Here is a 15,001-nt window from a genome sequence, read left to right as displayed (position 1 = left end):
TTCCTGTTGCAAAAGAAAATTGCCACATCCGGTGGTCCGGTCTGCGGCATGTAGAGCGGGGCAAAGGCTAGCCCCTTTGGGAGATGGCTTAGTTCGGGTAGCGGTGCCGCTCGGTCACATCGACCTGCACCAGCTTCCCCTCGTGAACCGTGAGCTGGATCGCGCCGAAGCGCAGCTTTTCGAGGGCGTCGAGCACCGTCTGGACAGCGCGCGATGTCGCCTCTGGACTGCCGGTCGCCCGGTTGGATGAAGCGGACATTGTTTTCCCTTTCCCTGAACGATTCGCCTCCAGCATATGCCAATCAATTTAGTTGACAATGATTGATTTGCTTTCTGCGCCGAAAGGTTCGGTTCGCGCGCCCAAACGAAACGCGGCTGCTCCGCCGCATTTCCGCGCGTCACGACGCCAGGGATTGCGCGCGAGTCGCAGTGCTGGCAAAGGCGTGGCCATGACAAAAATTAACGATCTGATGGCGCGGGGAACCGCGCTTCTGGGTAGCGAATATGCGATTTTATGCGGTGCGATGAGCTGGGTTTCGGAACGGAACCTGGTCAGCGCGATCAGCAATGCGGGGGGGTTCGGCGTCATCGCCTGCGGCGCCATGACTCCCGAATTGCTCGATGGCGAAATCGCCGCCACCAGGGCGCTGGCGACCAGGCCCTTCGGCGTCAACCTGATCACCATGCATCCGCAATTGTTCGAGTTGATCGACGTTTGTGCGAGGCATGGCGTCGGCCATGTGGTGCTCGCCGGAGGCCTGCCGCCCAAGGGCAGCCTGGAGGCGATCAAGGCGTCGGGGGCGAAGGTCATCTGTTTCGCGCCGACGCTGGCGCTGGGCAGGAAGCTGATCCGCTCCGGCGTCGATGCGCTGGTGATCGAGGGCATGGAGGCGGGCGGCCATATCGGGCCGGTGTCGACGGGCGTGCTGGCGCAGGAAATATTGCCTGGCGCTGGCGGACGAGGTGCCGGTGTTCGTCGCGGGCGGCATCGGCCGCGGCGAGGCGATCGCCGCCTATCTCGAAATGGGCGCGTCGGGGGTGCAACTCGGCACGCGCTTCGTCTGCGCGGCCGAAAGCATCGCGCATCCCCATTTCAAGAAGGCCTTTCTCCGCGCCAGCGCGCGCGATGCGGTGGCCAGCGTGCAGATCGACCCGCGCCTGCCGGTCATCCCGGTGCGCGCGCTGAAGAACGCCGGGACCGAGGAGTTCACCGCGAAGCAGCGCGAGGTCGCCAATTTGCTCGACGAGGGCGGCATCGACATGGTCGAGGCGCAGCTGCAGATCGAACATTATTGGGCGGGCGCGCTGCGCCGCGCGGTGATCGACGGCGACGTCGAGAACGGCTCGTTAATGGCAGGGCAATCGGTGGGTATGGTAACCTCCGAAGAGCCCGTGGGCGAAATTATCGCGTCACTGGTGCAGCAGGCCGAAGCGGCCTTGCACGCGCGGGGTTGATGCCGCATTCTTTGCGGCAGGGGAGTGGAGCATGAAATTGTTGCGGAAAATCATCGTCGTCGGACTGCTCGCGAGCATTGCGGGCTGCACCAAGCCGCCGCCGCCTCCCCCGCCGCCGCCGCCGCCCGTGCCGCCGGTCGTGATCATCGTGCCGCCGCGGCCGCTGCCGCCGGGCAATGCCTCGACGACGCAGATCCTGCCCGGCCGCGCGCTCGACGGCCGCTTCGTCACCGCGAACAGCAACATCACCGGCGACCGCGCTTTCTGGCAGCTCAAGATCGGGCTGAACGTCGCGGCGATCGGGTGCCGCGGGCTGGAGGAAGCGACGATGGTGTCGTCGTACAACGCGATCATCAAGAACCACGCAAAGGCGATCAAGGCGACCGAAAAGACGGTGATCACGCAGCTGGGCAAGGAAAACAAGACCAACGGCATCAAGGAACGCGATCGCCTGTCGACGCAGTTGTTCAACTATTTCGCCCAGCCGCTCGGCGCAGCGCGAATTCTGCGCCCGCGCCAACGAGATCGCGGCGCTGGTATCGACGACGCCCGCCGCCGAAGTCGTCGCGCAGGCGCCGGGCCATCTCGCGCGCCTCGACCAGCCCTTCGTCGATTTTTACGAGGCCTATGCCCGATATCAGGCGGACGCGATGGAATGGGATGCCAAATATGCGCCGCCGCCGCCCGTCATGAGCGCGCTGGCGCCGCTGACCACCAACCCCGACGTGCTTTACGCGCCGGCGACGGCCGCGACGCCGGGCACGGTCTATGGCCCGACGACGGCGACGCCAACCAACCCAGGCGGTTAGGAAAATTGCACGCGCGCCCTTGGCGTCGGGGCGCGGCATCTGGTAGCACCTTCGGGACATGACCAATGCCCCGCCTCCGCCATCGACCGCAGCCCAGTCGGCGCGCACCATCCTGACGCGGCTGCACGAGGTGATGGCGGCGCGCACCCATGCGCAGGGCAAGCTGAACCAGGTCGTGGGCATCATCGGCGAATGCCTCGATAGCGAGGTCTGCTCCATCTATCTGCTGCGCGAAGGCGCGCTCGAACTTTATGCGACCCGCGGCCTGAAACAGGAGGCTGTGCACGTCACCCGCCTCGCCCTCGGCGAAGGCCTCGTCGGCACGATCGCCGAGCAGATCGAGACGCTGAACCTTGATGAGGCGGCGGCGCATCCCGACTTTTCCTATCGGCCCGAAACGGGCGAGGAATTGTTCCACAGCTTTGCCGACGTGCCGATCATCCGCCGCGAACGCGCGGTCGGCGTGCTCTGCGTCCAGCACTCCGATCCGCGCCGCTATGAAGAAATCGAGATCGAGACGCTGCAGACGGTGGCGATGGTGCTGTCCGAACTGATCGCCAATGCCGACCTGGTCGACACCACCGCGCGCATCGATGCCGCCGAGGCCGACCAGTCGAGCCAGCGGCTGGCGGGGCAGAAACTGGTCGACGGCATGGGACAGGGCATCGCCGTCTATCACCAGCCGCGCATCACCATCGAACATACCGTTGCCGAAGATACGGAGGCCGAGCGCCACCGCGTCTATGCCGCCTTCGACAAGATGCGCGAACAGATCGACCGCATGGCGAGCCAGGCCGAATTCGGCGTCGGCGGCGAGCACGAGGAGGTCATCGAGACCTACAAGATGTTCGCCTATGACGAGGGCTGGTCGCGGCGGATCAACGAGGCGATCGACAGCGGCCTGACCGCCGAGGCGGCAATCGAGCGCGTCCAGCAACGCACGCGGATGCGGATGCGCCAGATCGACGACCCGCTGCTGCGCGACCGCATGCACGACCTGGAGGATCTGTCGAACCGGCTGCTGCGGATCGTGTCGGGCCAGATGGGGACCGCCGCGCAGATGGGCCTGCGGCAGGATTCGATCCTGATCGCGCGCAACCTGGGTCCCGCCGAGCTGCTGGAATATGACAAGCGCCGGTTGAAGGGCGTGGTGCTCGAGGAAGGGTCGCTGACCGCCCATGTCATCATCGTCGCGCGCGCCATGGGCGTGCCGGTGATCGGCCGCGTCCGCGACGTCCGCACCTCGATCCGCGAAGGCGACCTGCTGCTGCTCGATGCCAGTGCCGGGGCGCTGCACGTCCGCCCGACGCCCGCGGTGCAGGAGGCGTTCGACGCCAAGCTGGAAATATCGCAAAAGCGCCGCTCCAACCTTGCGGCCCTGCGCGACCTGCCCGCGGTGACCAGGGACGGCGTGCCGATCGACCTGATGATCAACGCCGGGCTGCGCGAGGATGTCGCGGCGCTCGACCTGACCGGCGCCCGCGGCATCGGCCTGTTCCGTACCGAATTCCAGTTCCTGGTGTCGGCGACGCTGCCCGCGCGCGAACGCCAGCAGCGCCTCTATCGCGACGTGCTCGACGCGGCGGGCGACCGGCCGGTGATCTTTCGCACCGTCGATATCGGCGGCGACAAGGCGCTGCCCTATATGAACACCGACACCATGCTGGAGGAAAATCCGGCGATGGGGTGGCGCGCGCTGCGCCTCGCGCTCGAACGCGACGGGCTGCTGAAGGTGCAGGCCCGCGCGCTGATGGAGGCGGCCGCCGGACGGACGCTGAACGTGATGTTCCCGATGGTGTCCGAACCCTGGGAATATGAAGCCGCGCGCGACATCTTCATCGCGCAGCGCGCCTGGCTGGCGAGCCACAACAAGAAATTGCCCGCCGCGATCCGTTACGGCGCCATGCTCGAAGTGCCGGGACTGGTCGAAACGCTCGACCTGATGCTGCCGCATCTCGATTTCCTGTCGATCGGCACCAACGACCTGACGCAATTCCTGTTCGCCGCCGACCGCGCCCACCCGCGGCTCGCCGAACGCTACGACTGGCTGTCGCCGACGGTGATGCGCTTCCTGTCGCGGGTGGTGAAGGCCGTCGCGGGATCGAAGGTGACGCTGGGCGTGTGCGGCGAAATGGGCGGGCGGCCGCTGGAGGCCATGGCGCTGCTCGGCATCGGGATCGAGCGGCTGTCGATCACCCCGGCCGGCGTCGGGCCGGTGAAGGCGATGATCCGCTCGCTCGACCTCGCCGCGCTGCGCCGCGACATCCCGGCGATCCTCGCGCAGCCAACGGCGAACCCGCGCGGACAATATGCGGATTGGGCGAAGGCCCACCAGGTCGATCTTGGCGACTGAACTTCGGTTCGAAACCCGCGTGATCCCGGCCCCTTCTAAGGGGTTGTTAACCAATTACGACTAGCTCCCGGAAAGGAATTCGGTGGGGCTAGACGGGGATTTTCCGACAGATGTTCATGCGCGTGGGCCAGTTCGATGTAGCGAACGACGTTCCCGGGAACGAGGCGACGATCCGGGTCGCGGTGCTGCTTCCCTGTTACAACGAGGGCTTGGTACTGCGAACGGTGATCGAACGATTCCGCGCCGCACTGCCCGATGCGACCATCTATGTTTATGATAACAACAGCTGCGACGATTCGATCGCGGTGGCCCAAAGCGCCGGCGCCGTGGTTCGTTCGGAAAAGCGGCAGGGCAAGGGCTTTGTGGTCCGCCGCATGTTCGCCGACATCGACGCCGACATCTACATCATGTGCGACGCCGACGAGACCTATGACGCGTCGGCCGTGCCTTCGCTTGTCGCCGCACTGATCGACGACGGGCTCGATATGGTCGTCGGCACCCGCGTCGATCCGAGCGGTACGGCCTATCGCCCGGCGCATCGTTTCGGCAACTGGATGCTGACCTCGCTGGTCCGGACGATGTTCGGCGGCGGTTTCAGCGACATGCTGAGCGGCTATCGCGTCTTTTCGCGCCGCTTCGTGAAGTCGTTTCCACTCATGTCACAAGGCTTCGAGATCGAAACGGAACTCACCATCCACGCGCTGCAACTGGAAATGCCGGTCGCCGAAATGCCGACGCGGTTCAAGGACCGGATCGAGGGGTCCGAAAGCAAGCTGCAGACGGTATCCGACGGCATCCGCATCCTGTGGACGATCGTCACGCTGCTGAAGCAGGAGCGCCCCTTTTTCCTGTTCGGCATCGTCGCACTCGCGATGATGGGGCTGTCGCTGCTGCTCGGCTATCCGGTGATCACCGAATATATGCGCAGCGGCACCGTGCCGCGTTTGCCCACGGCGATCCTGGCGACGGGAACGATGATCCTCGGCTTCCTCAGCCTGTTCTGCGGCCTGATCCTCGACACGGTGACGCGTGGCCGCAAGGAAGCGAAGCTGCTGCGGTATCTGCAGTGCCATAGCGTCCACGCAATGCGCGACCGGCTATCGCATATCGGCAGTAGCGGAGCGATTGAATAGGCCGAACGCGCTGAACAGCATGACCGCCAGAGTGGCGGGAATGTTGACGATACGCAGGACGAGGATAGCCAGGATCACCGATCCGCCGGGAACATCGAGCAATTCGGCAACCGCCGCCCAGCCCCATTCCGTGATTCCAAGATTGCCTGGGGTCAGCGCCGCAAGTGCAGACCCCTGGACCACAGCGAACCCCCAGGAAGCCGAGGTCACCGTCAGTCCGGTTCCGATCAACAGCACTGCGGCAACGGAGCGGAGACCAATGAACAGGTATCGCACGATGCTGAGCGAGAGGAGGCGGACCGTCGTTTCTGGCGCATCCAGCCCCTTGTCGCGAGCGAACTGCAAAGCCTGACGAACCCTGTCCAATCCTGGCACGCCGAGCAGGCAGGAATCTGAGCATGGCGGACAAAGGCGGTATCGACCGGAACAGCAGAGGGGAAATCAACAGGGTGCAAGCCAATGCAAGCGCGACGATGGCGATTACAGTGGCTAAGCTGTACCCCGAGCAGAAACAGCGACAGACAGGCAGTGGTGCAAAGAGCCAACACCGCCACGTCGAACAGTTGGTCATAGATGGTGATGCCTGCACCCTGAAGGAAACTTCCCTCCAGATGAAAGCGGGTGACGGCGCCACGGATCATTCCGCTCGCCAGAAATGTGGGGATCACTTGCCCGACAAGCGCGGTCAGAGCCGAATAGAAAACGAGCATTCTTGGCGAAGAAGCCTCGCTTTCGCCATTTGCAAGACGCCGTTGCAGCAAGCGCCATTTCAGCGCGCCGACAATCGACTGCCCCCCGATCGAGACGATGCCGATCACGAACAATATCACGCCATGCTCGCGAACCGGCTTGGCGATGTCATGCCAACGCAGATCGCCGAAACGCATCGCGAGGCCGACCAGAAGGATCGCCAGCAGGATAGCTGCTGCGGCCGCGCCCCAGCGCCCCGCACGCATTCCTTCCCATTTTCCCGGCTGCCGCGTCATTTGTAGAGCCCGGACACTTTCACAACAATCGCTTTCCATTTTTCGCAGCAGCGCCAATAGAGGCATATGCCCGAATTGCTGATGATCTCCAGCCATTTCATCGACCATGGCGGCGGTCTCGAACGTGTCGCGGATGACCTCGCAAGGCAGTTGGCAGAGGATGATCGCTTTGTCGTGACGCTGGCCGCGCACGGTCCCGCCCCCGCCAGGCTGGGCTATGGAACGCTATGCTTGCGTGCGAGCGGCATGGCCGAGCGCGTGACCGGCCTTCCCCTTCTCTTTCCTCATCCCACGGACCTGGGCGCGCTGGCGAAAGCGGTACGGAAAGCCGATGTCGTTGTCCTTCACGACAATCTCTATCTCGCAAATCTGATCGCCCAATGGGTCGCGCAACGGCGAGGCATACCGACGATCTTGATCAAGCACAGCGGCTGGGTTCACAGCCCGTCGGCACTCATGCGGATCGCTCAATCCATCGCGAACCGGTTGGTTCTCGGCCCATCGTTGCGTTCGGCAACCCGCTGCGTAGCCGTCACGGCGGCAAAGCGCGACAGCCTGTCGCATCTGGCAAGAGGCCGGAACATCGAAATCATCGAGAATGGCATCGACACTTCTCTCTTTTCCATCCGGAACATGGAGCGGGATATTGACGTCCTTTTCGTCGGCCGCTTCGTTGACAAAAAGGGGATCGGGCTCGTTGAACGTCTCGCCGCACAAATGCCCGAATGCCGCTTCTTGTGCGCGGGCTTCGGCCCCGCAGCGCCGGATCGAGGGAAGCATGGCAATATCGATGTCGTGGAACGCCCCGACCCGGCCGAGATCGCGCGCCTGTATGCCCGTGCACGGGTCGTCATCGTTCCCGCCCACAGCGAAGGCACGCCCCTTGTCGTTCCTGAGAGTCTGGCCTGCGGCACCCCCGTCATCGCGAGCAGGCAAGCCGCCCATCCAGATCTGCCCGTGGCAATCGCCTTGCCGATTGATCTGGACTGGCCGGATGCCATCGTGTTGCAATGGAAGGCGGCGATTGCCGTCACATTGGCCGAAAAGACCGACCCCCGCTCCCTTCACGAAGCGGTCAACGCTCATTTCAGCCTGGCTGCGACAACCCGGCGTTATACCGCATTGATCGAAGAGATCATCGACGCTCCGCACAACCACTCTCCGCAGCGGGCAATGCACCCGGAGGCGTCAGCCGACAATTTCGCATCCGGCGCGTCGTAGCATCTGCTCCAGTTTCCGATTGGCAGCGTCGCCTTCCTTGTCGCCGCCGAAGCCATAATAAGCCAGGACCGGTTCGACCACGTCGCTGCCGATCAACGCGACTGAGGATCGCTCGGCGCACATCGCCCGCGCAGTCGCAGGGTCGATTTTTTCCCGCAACAGGCGAAGCGGTCGCCGGTCCAGATATGGCGAATTGATCACCAGGTCAGACGAAAAGTGGGCGTCGCTTCCACCGATAACGGCATAGTCGGCGTTTACCCGATCGATCTGCTTTGAAATGCGGGCCGGGGCGGCATAAAATGCATGTGCCATCCACATCTGCACGGGTAGCAGAACCACTAGGCCCGCGAGGGTCGTGCGAATGAGCAGCGGCCGCCAGCGAGGCAGATCCGCGCTCAACGACCTCCAGCCGAACAGGGCGATGAGGATGAAATTGCCTATGAACCCGTGCAGATAACGATAGCCGAAGCCATGCCCCTGATAGGGCAGTATCACGGTCATGGTGCCGATCGTCAGCAAGAGCCCGGCTGTCAGCGCTCCGGCGAGGCGATCCCGGCGAGCCATGCAGAAACCGGGGATGAGCAACGGGATCAGCAAAAGATGTTGCCATGCGGCGAAGCGCAGCAGGTTGGAGGCCATATTTGCGAGCCGCATCTCGTCACCCATCGCCAGCGCATTCATCAGCCGCGTCAAATAGCCAGCGTCGCTCGCCGAATGCACGATGCCGTCGGCCTGCACGAGTGTCGAGATCCAGTGCGGCCACCACATCCAGAACAGGCCGATTGCGGCATAGCCAAGCAAAATATAGGGCAGCCCGGCCCCAGCTTCTTTCCAGCAGCAAAAGAAAGAGGATGGGGCTGAGCGAACATCGGATGCATGAGTGGCTGGTGAAGGCCGACGGCGATGAAACCGACCATCAACGCCGCCATATCACTTTGCCAACGCCGCCACAGAAACAGCCACAGCCACCAAAGGTTGAGCGTCAGATGTGCAGGCATCGCATAGGCGGTCATGCCATTCAAAAGAACCTGGGCGGAACCCGCATATAGCAGGAGCGCCACGACTGCCGCCTCGCGCTGTTCCGGCCAGATACGCCGGGCACAGAGCCACAATGCCGGAGCGCCAAGCAGCGTCATCAGGGGGCCGGTCAATGCCGGCGTCGCTATCAGTCCGAGCAACGCCCGCAAGGCGGCATTGAGCGGCAGATAATCGGAAATCCAGGCTGCGCGAGGATTCGCAGGATATATGAATTTCGTATTCAGTGCATCGGCATGGTCGCGCCATATGTCGGACAGCGGGGCAACCAGCGAGCCACGAGCGAAAACATCGGCATCGAACGTCGCCATCTGTTCATCACGACTGAGATCATAGCCTGAGAGGATCAGGTAATGGCCTGCGAAAGCGGTGAAAGCCATGAGGGTGCCGACGAACAGTGCCAGTCGCCAGCTGCCCGAGAATGCAGTGTCACGCGGTGTCAGGCGCCACAGGCAGAGTGCTGTCAGAATCATTCCGATCAGCAGGAGCCACCGGTCCTGGCGATAGAGATAGAAAAGGCTGAGATTGGCGGTGCCGCCGAACGCAAGCAGCAACAGCATCGCCGCCGCGGCAAGCGCAGCCATGCACAATAGCGGCGAACGCGCGGACCGGGTCGGTGACGCTGTCATGCCGTTCGAAACCACCATCGCCCTTCTCGCCCCCTGTGGCGCGCGTCGCACGATCATGCCTAATTTGACGTTAATTTTACCCGCCGTGACACGCCTGTACATAATCGGTGTTTCCGTTATGTTCCATTCATCGATTCGAGAGGAGAGAGACGATGAGCGATTCCCCCACCCGCGCCACCGGCCAGTGCCATTGCGGCGCGATCCGCTATTCGATGCCGACGACCGTGGTCCATCATGCGCTGTGCAACTGCCAGGATTGCCAGCCGGCACGCTCGGCGCCCCGATCGTCGGCTGGGCCCTGGTCGGGCAGGACGAACTCGAGGTGACGGGGACGCCGAAAATCTATGCATCGTCCGAACATGGCCGCCGCCATTTCTGCGGCGATTGCGGCACCGGGCTCTTCTACACCAGCGACGCGGTGTTTCCGGGCCAGATCGACGTGCAGTCGGCGACGCTCGACGACCCCGACCTGATCCCCGCGCAGGCCCAGATCCAGACCGCCGAGCGCATTCGCTGGATGGACAATCTGGCCGACCTGCCCGCGTTCGAGCGCTATCCGGGTTGAGGAATGGCCCGGCCCGGCGGTTGATGGACGGTTCGGGCTGTTCTTTGTTGTTCCCCGGCGAAAGCCGGGGGCCATGAGGTCGAGGCAGCCCGTGCCATCTGGACCCCGGCTTTTGCCGGGGAGCGGGCGAGGCTGAAACCGGACGGAGGCGGGCACCCCGGATCGTCCCCGCGAGCGGGGAGGATCCGGGGTGCCCGCCTCCCATGCCGGTCCTTCCATCGCCGCACTTGCCCCTTTCGCCAAACCGGCATATATCCGCCGCCAATGTCCGGCCGCCCCGCGAGGGGCGGCCCTTATTATTTCCGCTCCGCGAGGGGCGGGGCTTTCATTTGCGCTTTTGGAGAGCAGTCATGGCCAATGCCGATGCCACCCCGTTGATGCCGCACGCGACCGCCGCCTGGCTGGTCGACAACACCGGCCTCACCTTCATTCAGATCGCCGAATATTGCGGCATCCACATCCTCGAGGTTCAGGCGATCGCCGACGAGACCGCCGCGACCAAATATACCGGCCGCGACCCGGTGCGCGCGCACGAGCTGTCGATGGAAGAAATCGAAAAGGGGCAGGCCGACCCCAACTACAAGCTCAAGATGAGCAAGCAGGCGCAGGACACGATCCGCCGCACCCGCGGCCCGCGCTACACCCCGGTCAGCAAGCGCCAGGACAAGCCCGACGGCATCGCCTGGATCCTGAAGAATCATCCCGAAGTGTCGGACGGCGCGATCGGCAAGCTGATCGGCACGACGCGCAACACGATCAACGCGATCCGCGAGCGCAGCCACTGGAACAGCGCGAACATCGTGCCCAAGGATCCGGTGACGCTCGGCCTCTGCTCGCAGCGCGAGCTCGACGCGCTCGTCGCCAAGGCGGCGAAGAAGGCCGGCATCGCCGCGCCGACCGACAATCGTTTCGAGGGCGACCGCGAGGCCCTGCTCGAGGAGCTGCGCGCCGAACGCAGCGCCGCCGCCGAAGCGCGCGCCGCCGAGGAAGCCGCCGCGACCGACGAAACGGCCGCCTGAGGCGTGGCGTCGGTCAGCGACGAGGAGGGCATTCCGGCGGCCAGCGGCTCGCCGGACGCCTCGCTGACGCAGGACGACAGCTTCACCGCGACGAGCCATGCCGGGCTGACCTATCCCTGGGGCGATGCCGCGCCGGGGGCGGGCGAGACGATCCGTATCGCGCCCGGGATCCGCTGGGCGCGCATCCCGATGCCGGGGTCGCTCGGCCATATCAACAGCTGGCTGCTCGACGACGTTTCGAGTGATGGGGGGGAGGGCGTCGCGGTGGTCGACACCGGCGTATGCCTGACCATCTGTTCGGACGCGTGGAAGGCGCTCTATGCCGGCGCGCTCAAGGATGTGGCGATCACCCGCGTCATCGGCACGCATCTCCACCCCGACCATATCGGCCTCGCCGAGCTGGATCGCGAAGAAGAAGGACGTGCAGCTGTGGATGACGCGCGGCGAGATGCTGACCGCGCGGATGATCGTCGGCGACACCAGCGAGACGGTGCCCGACGAGGCGCTGGTCCAGTGGCGCGGCGCCGGCTGGGACGCGGAGCAGATCGAGACGCAGAAGAGCGGCGGCTGGGGCCGCTTCGGCCTCGTGACCTATCCGCTGCCGCGCAGCTACCGGCGGATCAAGGACGGCGATCTGCTCGACATGGGCGCGCGGCAATGGCGCATCGTCACCGGGTCGGGGCACAGCCCCGAACATGCCTGCCTGTGGAACGAGCGCGAGGGCGTGCTGGTGTCGGGCGATCAGGTGCTGCCGCGGATCAGCTCGAACGTATCGGTCAACATCACCGAACCCGACGCCGATCCGCTGGGCGAGTGGCTCGATTCGATCGACAAGCTGATCGCGACGGTGCCCGCCGACGTCATCACCTGCCCCGCGCACGGCCAGCCGTTCCGGGGGCTGCACGTCCGCCTGACGGCGCTGCGCGACGAGCACCGGATGCGGCTCTACAATCTGTCGGAGGCGATCGCGAAGGCGCCGATGCGCGCGGTCGATTCTTTCCCGCTGCTGTTCAACCGGCCGATCGGGCCCGAACAGCTTGGCATGGCGACCGGCGAGGCGCTCGCGCACCTCAAGCGGCTGGAGGTCGAGGGGCGGATCAAGCGCGAGGATCGCGACGGGGTGTGGTGGTACCACGCCGCCGCCTGAGCACGCTTGCCGCGCTGATCGCCGGCCTGCTGGCGGTTGCGGCGCCGCGGGCAATGGCGACGGAGCCCGATCCGGCCGAAACCGCCGACGAAATCGTCGTCACCGCGCGCCGCTCGGGCGCGCCGATGTGGACGATCCAGACCTCTGCCGGTGTGGTCATCCTGGTCGGCGAAATCCGCAACGTGCCCAAGGCGACGCCCTGGCGGCCCGAACGGTTGCAGGGCGCGACCGAGCGCGCGCAGCGGGTCATATTGGGGACGAAGGCGAAAGTATCGCCGGGCGACATCTTCCGACTGATCTTCGCCGGCGGCAAGCTGACCAGATTGCCCAAGGGGCGCGTCGCCGCCGACTATCTCGATACCGCACAACTCGTGCGGCTGAACGCGCTCGGGGCGAAGTTCGGACAGGATTATTCGCGCAAGAATTTCCTGATGACGGCGTTCGACCTGCTCGCCAAGCGGCTCGCCTTCAACCGCGACACCGCCGACGACGCCTCGGACATCGTGCGCAAGGCGGCGGACCGCGCCGACATTCCGGCGCAGCCGGTCGGCGAGGTGCGCGGCGAGGATATGATCGACAATCTGTTCGCGGCGGCGCCCGAAACGCATCTCGCCTGCCTCGACGCCGCAATGACCGCCGCCGAGGCCGGGCCCGGCATCGTGACCGCGCGCGGGGAGGCGTGGACCGAATTCGATGTGTCCGCGGTAATGGCGAATCCGCTCGAAAAGGCGCTGGGGCGCTGCTGGCCGTGGACCAACGACGGCTTCGGGCCCGCGCTGCGCCAGCAATGGGTCGGCGCGATCAACGATGCGGCGGCGAAGCCCGGCGTGACGCTGGCGGTCGTGCCGCTGCTCGTGCTGGCCGAACCCGACGGCGTGCTCGACCGGCTACATGCGCAGGGGCTGCCGATCGCCGGTCCCGCCTGGACGGGATCCGCTATTTCGGCCGGTTCATCACCCAGCTGAACGCCATCGCATTGAAGATGGTGTAGAGACCGTAGAGCAGGAGCGCGGTGAACCAGTTACGCGTCGCGATCGCCATTGCGCCGACAAGCAACAGGAATTCGAAGACATAAGTAATGTTCGGCCCGACCTTGTCGGCCAGCGGCTGTACCATCTGCCGGATCAGCGGGTCGTCGCTTTCCATGAAGGCGCGGTGCATCGCGAAATTGCCGACGCCGAGCCCCGAAAATGGCGATGATCGCGATCCACATGGGTTGCAAATGGCGCGCGCGGGGTGGAAATGCCAGCGCCTTTTGGGGTAGGAGGGTCACGGGCGCGGCGTGATGCCGCGTCCCCACGATCGACCGAACCGGCACCCGCCCGCCCCAGCGAAGGACCCTTTCGATGCCCGCTCTCCCCCGCCTGACGGCGCTTGCGCCGATGCTCCTCTTTGCGGCGCCCGCGCTGGCCGAGCCGCCGGCGCCCGTCTCGACCGACCCCGTGCTCACCAATCCGATGCCCGAGGTGCCGGTCGCGCCCGCTCCCACGCTGCCCGACCCGGTGCGCGCGATGATCGAGGCGGCGATCGCGGGCGGCAAGGAAGCCGATGTCGAGACGATCGCCCGGCTGGCAAAGGGCACCAACCCCGATGCCGCGGCCGAGATCGACCTGATGGTTGCCGATTTCCAGCAGTCGCGCAGCAAGGCGAAAGAGGCCGCAGCCGCGGCGGCGCAGGCAAAGCTGGCCAGCGCGAAATTCTGGCAGAACTGGAAGGGCGAGGGACAGATCGGCGGCTCGCTGAGCAGCGGCAACACCAAGTCGGCGGGGCTGAGCGCCGGGCTGGCGCTCGCGCGCAAGGGGATCGACTGGACGCACAAATTGCGCGCGCAGGCCGATTACCAGCGCACCAACGGCAAGACCTCGGTCGAACGCTATCTGGGCGAGATCGAGCCGCAATATCGGCTGGGCGATCGCGGCTTCGTCTATGGGCTCGCCCGCTGGGAGCATGACCGCATCCTCGGCTATGACGCGCGCTGGAACCTGTCGGGCGGGCTCGGCTACAAGCTCGTCGACAGCAAGCGGCTTGCGCTCAGCCTGAAGGGCGGGCCGGCGTGGCGGCGCACCGATTTCGTGAACGGCACCGGCGACGACGAGCTGACCGCGCTCGCGGGGCTGGATTTCGGATGGCAGATGTCGCCGACGCTGCGGCTCACCCAGGTCGCCTCGACAGTCGTCGGCGAGGCGAACAGCTCGACCAGCTCGCTGACCGCGCTCAACGCGAAGCTGACCGGCAAATTGTCGGCGCGGCTGGCCTATGCCGCCCAGATCGATTCGAGCCCGCCGCCGGGGGTCGAAAGCGTCGATACCCAGACGCGGTTTACGCTGGTGTACGGCTTCTAGATCGTGATCGACTTTGAATGAAACACAGCTGTGTCCCCGCGAAGGCGGGGACCCATCTCCGGCCGGTTCAACATGGCGCTTAGGCAGGAGATGGGCTCCCGCCTTCGCGGGAGCACAGGCTTTCTCTCTCAAAGATGATCATGCTTTAAGCGTCGTCATTGCGACCCCGGTGAAAGCCGGGGGAAGCAATCCAGAGCGGTTTACGCACCTCTGGATTGCCGCGTCGCCTTCGGCTCCTCGCAATGACGAAGTGCAGGAGGGGCGCAGCTAGAGCATCGAGCCTTAAATCTGACCCACCGTCCCGTTC

General features: G+C 65.0%; 15 protein-coding genes and 2 pseudogenes. 11 read left to right on the top strand and 6 right to left on the bottom strand.

Going from position 1 to position 15,001, the window contains the following annotated elements; translation table 11 throughout:
• Positions 1-88: 88 nt before the first annotated feature.
• Positions 89-259, bottom strand: a complete 171-nt coding sequence (locus N0A20_RS14425) for a YezD family protein (protein WP_260581038.1) — start codon at positions 257-259, stop codon at positions 89-91.
• A 190-nt stretch (positions 260-449) separates the two neighbouring features.
• On the opposite strand from N0A20_RS14425, the pseudogene N0A20_RS14420 reads away from it, so the two are divergent.
• From N0A20_RS14420 to N0A20_RS14405, 4 genes and pseudogenes are all read left to right on the top strand, one after another.
• A pseudogene (locus N0A20_RS14420) lies at positions 450-1,455 on the top strand (NAD(P)H-dependent flavin oxidoreductase).
• A 31-nt stretch (positions 1,456-1,486) separates the two neighbouring features.
• On the top strand, positions 1,487-2,326 hold the full coding sequence (locus tag N0A20_RS14415) for a hypothetical protein (RefSeq protein ID WP_260581037.1): 840 nt from the start codon (positions 1,487-1,489) through the stop codon (positions 2,324-2,326).
• Positions 2,323-4,617, top strand: a complete 2,295-nt coding sequence (gene ptsP / locus N0A20_RS14410; RefSeq protein ID WP_260581036.1) for a phosphoenolpyruvate--protein phosphotransferase — start codon at positions 2,323-2,325, stop codon at positions 4,615-4,617. The genes N0A20_RS14415 and ptsP overlap by 4 nt, the downstream gene beginning before the upstream one ends.
• A gap of 116 nt (positions 4,618-4,733) precedes the next feature.
• On the top strand, positions 4,734-5,750 hold the full coding sequence (locus N0A20_RS14405; RefSeq protein ID WP_260583922.1) for a glycosyltransferase family 2 protein: 1,017 nt from the start codon (positions 4,734-4,736) through the stop codon (positions 5,748-5,750).
• On the opposite strand, the gene N0A20_RS14400 is transcribed toward N0A20_RS14405, so the two are convergent.
• Positions 5,715-5,981: a hypothetical protein gene (locus tag N0A20_RS14400; RefSeq protein ID WP_260581035.1), complete on the bottom strand. Its 267-nt coding sequence runs from the start codon at positions 5,979-5,981 to the stop codon at positions 5,715-5,717. The two genes, N0A20_RS14405 and N0A20_RS14400, sit on opposite strands and share 36 nt — an antisense overlap.
• Positions 5,978-6,844 (bottom strand): hypothetical protein, encoded by an 867-nt coding sequence (locus tag N0A20_RS14395; protein ID WP_260581034.1) that lies wholly within the window; start codon positions 6,842-6,844, stop codon positions 5,978-5,980. Before N0A20_RS14395 ends, N0A20_RS14400 begins: the two co-directional genes overlap by 4 nt.
• Between N0A20_RS14395 and N0A20_RS14390 the strand changes: the two genes are divergently transcribed.
• Positions 6,803-7,957, top strand: coding sequence for a glycosyltransferase family 4 protein (locus tag N0A20_RS14390; protein ID WP_260581033.1), 1,155 nt, complete (start codon positions 6,803-6,805; stop codon positions 7,955-7,957). The genes N0A20_RS14395 and N0A20_RS14390 overlap by 42 nt on opposite strands.
• Here N0A20_RS14390 and N0A20_RS14385 read toward each other — a convergent pair.
• Together N0A20_RS14385 and N0A20_RS14380 are read right to left on the bottom strand one after the other, a co-directional pair.
• On the bottom strand, positions 7,925-8,695 hold the full coding sequence (locus N0A20_RS14385; RefSeq protein ID WP_260581032.1) for a hypothetical protein: 771 nt from the start codon (positions 8,693-8,695) through the stop codon (positions 7,925-7,927). The two genes, N0A20_RS14390 and N0A20_RS14385, sit on opposite strands and share 33 nt — an antisense overlap.
• Positions 8,647-9,723 carry a hypothetical protein gene (locus N0A20_RS14380; RefSeq protein WP_260581031.1) on the bottom strand — a complete coding sequence of 359 codons (1,077 nt, stop codon included), beginning with the start codon at positions 9,721-9,723 and terminating at the stop codon, positions 8,647-8,649. The genes N0A20_RS14385 and N0A20_RS14380 overlap by 49 nt, the downstream gene beginning before the upstream one ends.
• A gap of 154 nt (positions 9,724-9,877) precedes the next feature.
• On the opposite strand from N0A20_RS14380, the gene N0A20_RS14375 reads away from it, so the two are divergent.
• The 5 genes and pseudogenes from N0A20_RS14375 to N0A20_RS14355 all read left to right on the top strand — a co-directional run bounded on the left by N0A20_RS14375 (position 9,878) and on the right by N0A20_RS14355 (position 13,317).
• Positions 9,878-10,186: a GFA family protein gene (locus N0A20_RS14375; RefSeq protein WP_312846548.1), complete on the top strand. Its 309-nt coding sequence runs from the start codon at positions 9,878-9,880 to the stop codon at positions 10,184-10,186.
• Between the two features lie 377 nt (positions 10,187-10,563).
• Positions 10,564-11,205 carry a DUF1013 domain-containing protein gene (locus tag N0A20_RS14370; RefSeq protein WP_260583921.1) on the top strand — a complete coding sequence of 214 codons (642 nt, stop codon included), beginning with the start codon at positions 10,564-10,566 and terminating at the stop codon, positions 11,203-11,205.
• 189 nt (positions 11,206-11,394) lie between these two features.
• Positions 11,395-11,544 (top strand): annotated as a pseudogene (locus tag N0A20_RS14365) (MBL fold metallo-hydrolase); the annotation flags it as partial.
• Positions 11,525-12,352, top strand: a complete 828-nt coding sequence (locus N0A20_RS14360; protein WP_312846652.1) for an MBL fold metallo-hydrolase — start codon at positions 11,525-11,527, stop codon at positions 12,350-12,352. The pseudogene N0A20_RS14365 and the gene N0A20_RS14360, both read left to right, overlap by 20 nt.
• Entirely contained in the window at positions 12,328-13,317 is a 990-nt protein-coding gene (locus N0A20_RS14355) for a TraB/GumN family protein (RefSeq protein WP_260583919.1), read from the top strand. The genes N0A20_RS14360 and N0A20_RS14355 overlap by 25 nt, the downstream gene beginning before the upstream one ends.
• Here the strand turns inward: N0A20_RS14355 and N0A20_RS14350 are convergent.
• Entirely contained in the window at positions 13,289-13,513 is a 225-nt protein-coding gene (locus N0A20_RS14350) for a hypothetical protein (protein WP_260581030.1), read from the bottom strand. The two genes, N0A20_RS14355 and N0A20_RS14350, sit on opposite strands and share 29 nt — an antisense overlap.
• A gap of 185 nt (positions 13,514-13,698) precedes the next feature.
• On the opposite strand from N0A20_RS14350, the gene N0A20_RS14345 reads away from it, so the two are divergent.
• Positions 13,699-14,694: a DUF481 domain-containing protein gene (locus N0A20_RS14345; protein WP_260581029.1), complete on the top strand. Its 996-nt coding sequence runs from the start codon at positions 13,699-13,701 to the stop codon at positions 14,692-14,694.
• Positions 14,695-15,001: the final 307 nt, after the last annotated feature.

This window comes from Sphingopyxis sp. PET50 (assembly GCF_025244705.1).
In the GTDB taxonomy this organism is placed as follows: Bacteria; Pseudomonadota; Alphaproteobacteria; order Sphingomonadales; family Sphingomonadaceae; genus Sphingopyxis.
The sequence above is the reverse complement of the archived record's forward strand: the minus strand, read 5'-3'. Positions and strand labels throughout refer to the sequence as shown.

Coding starts and splice junctions, on each gene's coding strand:
- N0A20_RS14345 (WP_260581029.1), top strand. CDS start 13,699: ATGCCCGCTCTCCCCCGCCTGACGGCGCTTGCGCCGATGCTCCTCTTT.
- N0A20_RS14350 (WP_260581030.1), bottom strand. CDS start 13,513: ATGCACCGCGCCTTCATGGAAAGCGACGACCCGCTGATCCGGCAGATG.
- N0A20_RS14425 (WP_260581038.1), bottom strand. CDS start 259: ATGTCCGCTTCATCCAACCGGGCGACCGGCAGTCCAGAGGCGACATCG.
- ptsP (WP_260581036.1), top strand. CDS start 2,323: ATGACCAATGCCCCGCCTCCGCCATCGACCGCAGCCCAGTCGGCGCGC.
- N0A20_RS14370 (WP_260583921.1), top strand. CDS start 10,564: ATGCCGCACGCGACCGCCGCCTGGCTGGTCGACAACACCGGCCTCACC.
- N0A20_RS14395 (WP_260581034.1), bottom strand. CDS start 6,844: ATGGTCGATGAAATGGCTGGAGATCATCAGCAATTCGGGCATATGCCT.
- N0A20_RS14380 (WP_260581031.1), bottom strand. CDS start 9,723: ATGTACAGGCGTGTCACGGCGGGTAAAATTAACGTCAAATTAGGCATG.
- N0A20_RS14405 (WP_260583922.1), top strand. CDS start 4,734: ATGCGCGTGGGCCAGTTCGATGTAGCGAACGACGTTCCCGGGAACGAG.
- N0A20_RS14360 (WP_312846652.1), top strand. CDS start 11,525: ATGCCGGCGCGCTCAAGGATGTGGCGATCACCCGCGTCATCGGCACGC.
- N0A20_RS14390 (WP_260581033.1), top strand. CDS start 6,803: ATGCCCGAATTGCTGATGATCTCCAGCCATTTCATCGACCATGGCGGC.
- N0A20_RS14415 (WP_260581037.1), top strand. CDS start 1,487: ATGAAATTGTTGCGGAAAATCATCGTCGTCGGACTGCTCGCGAGCATT.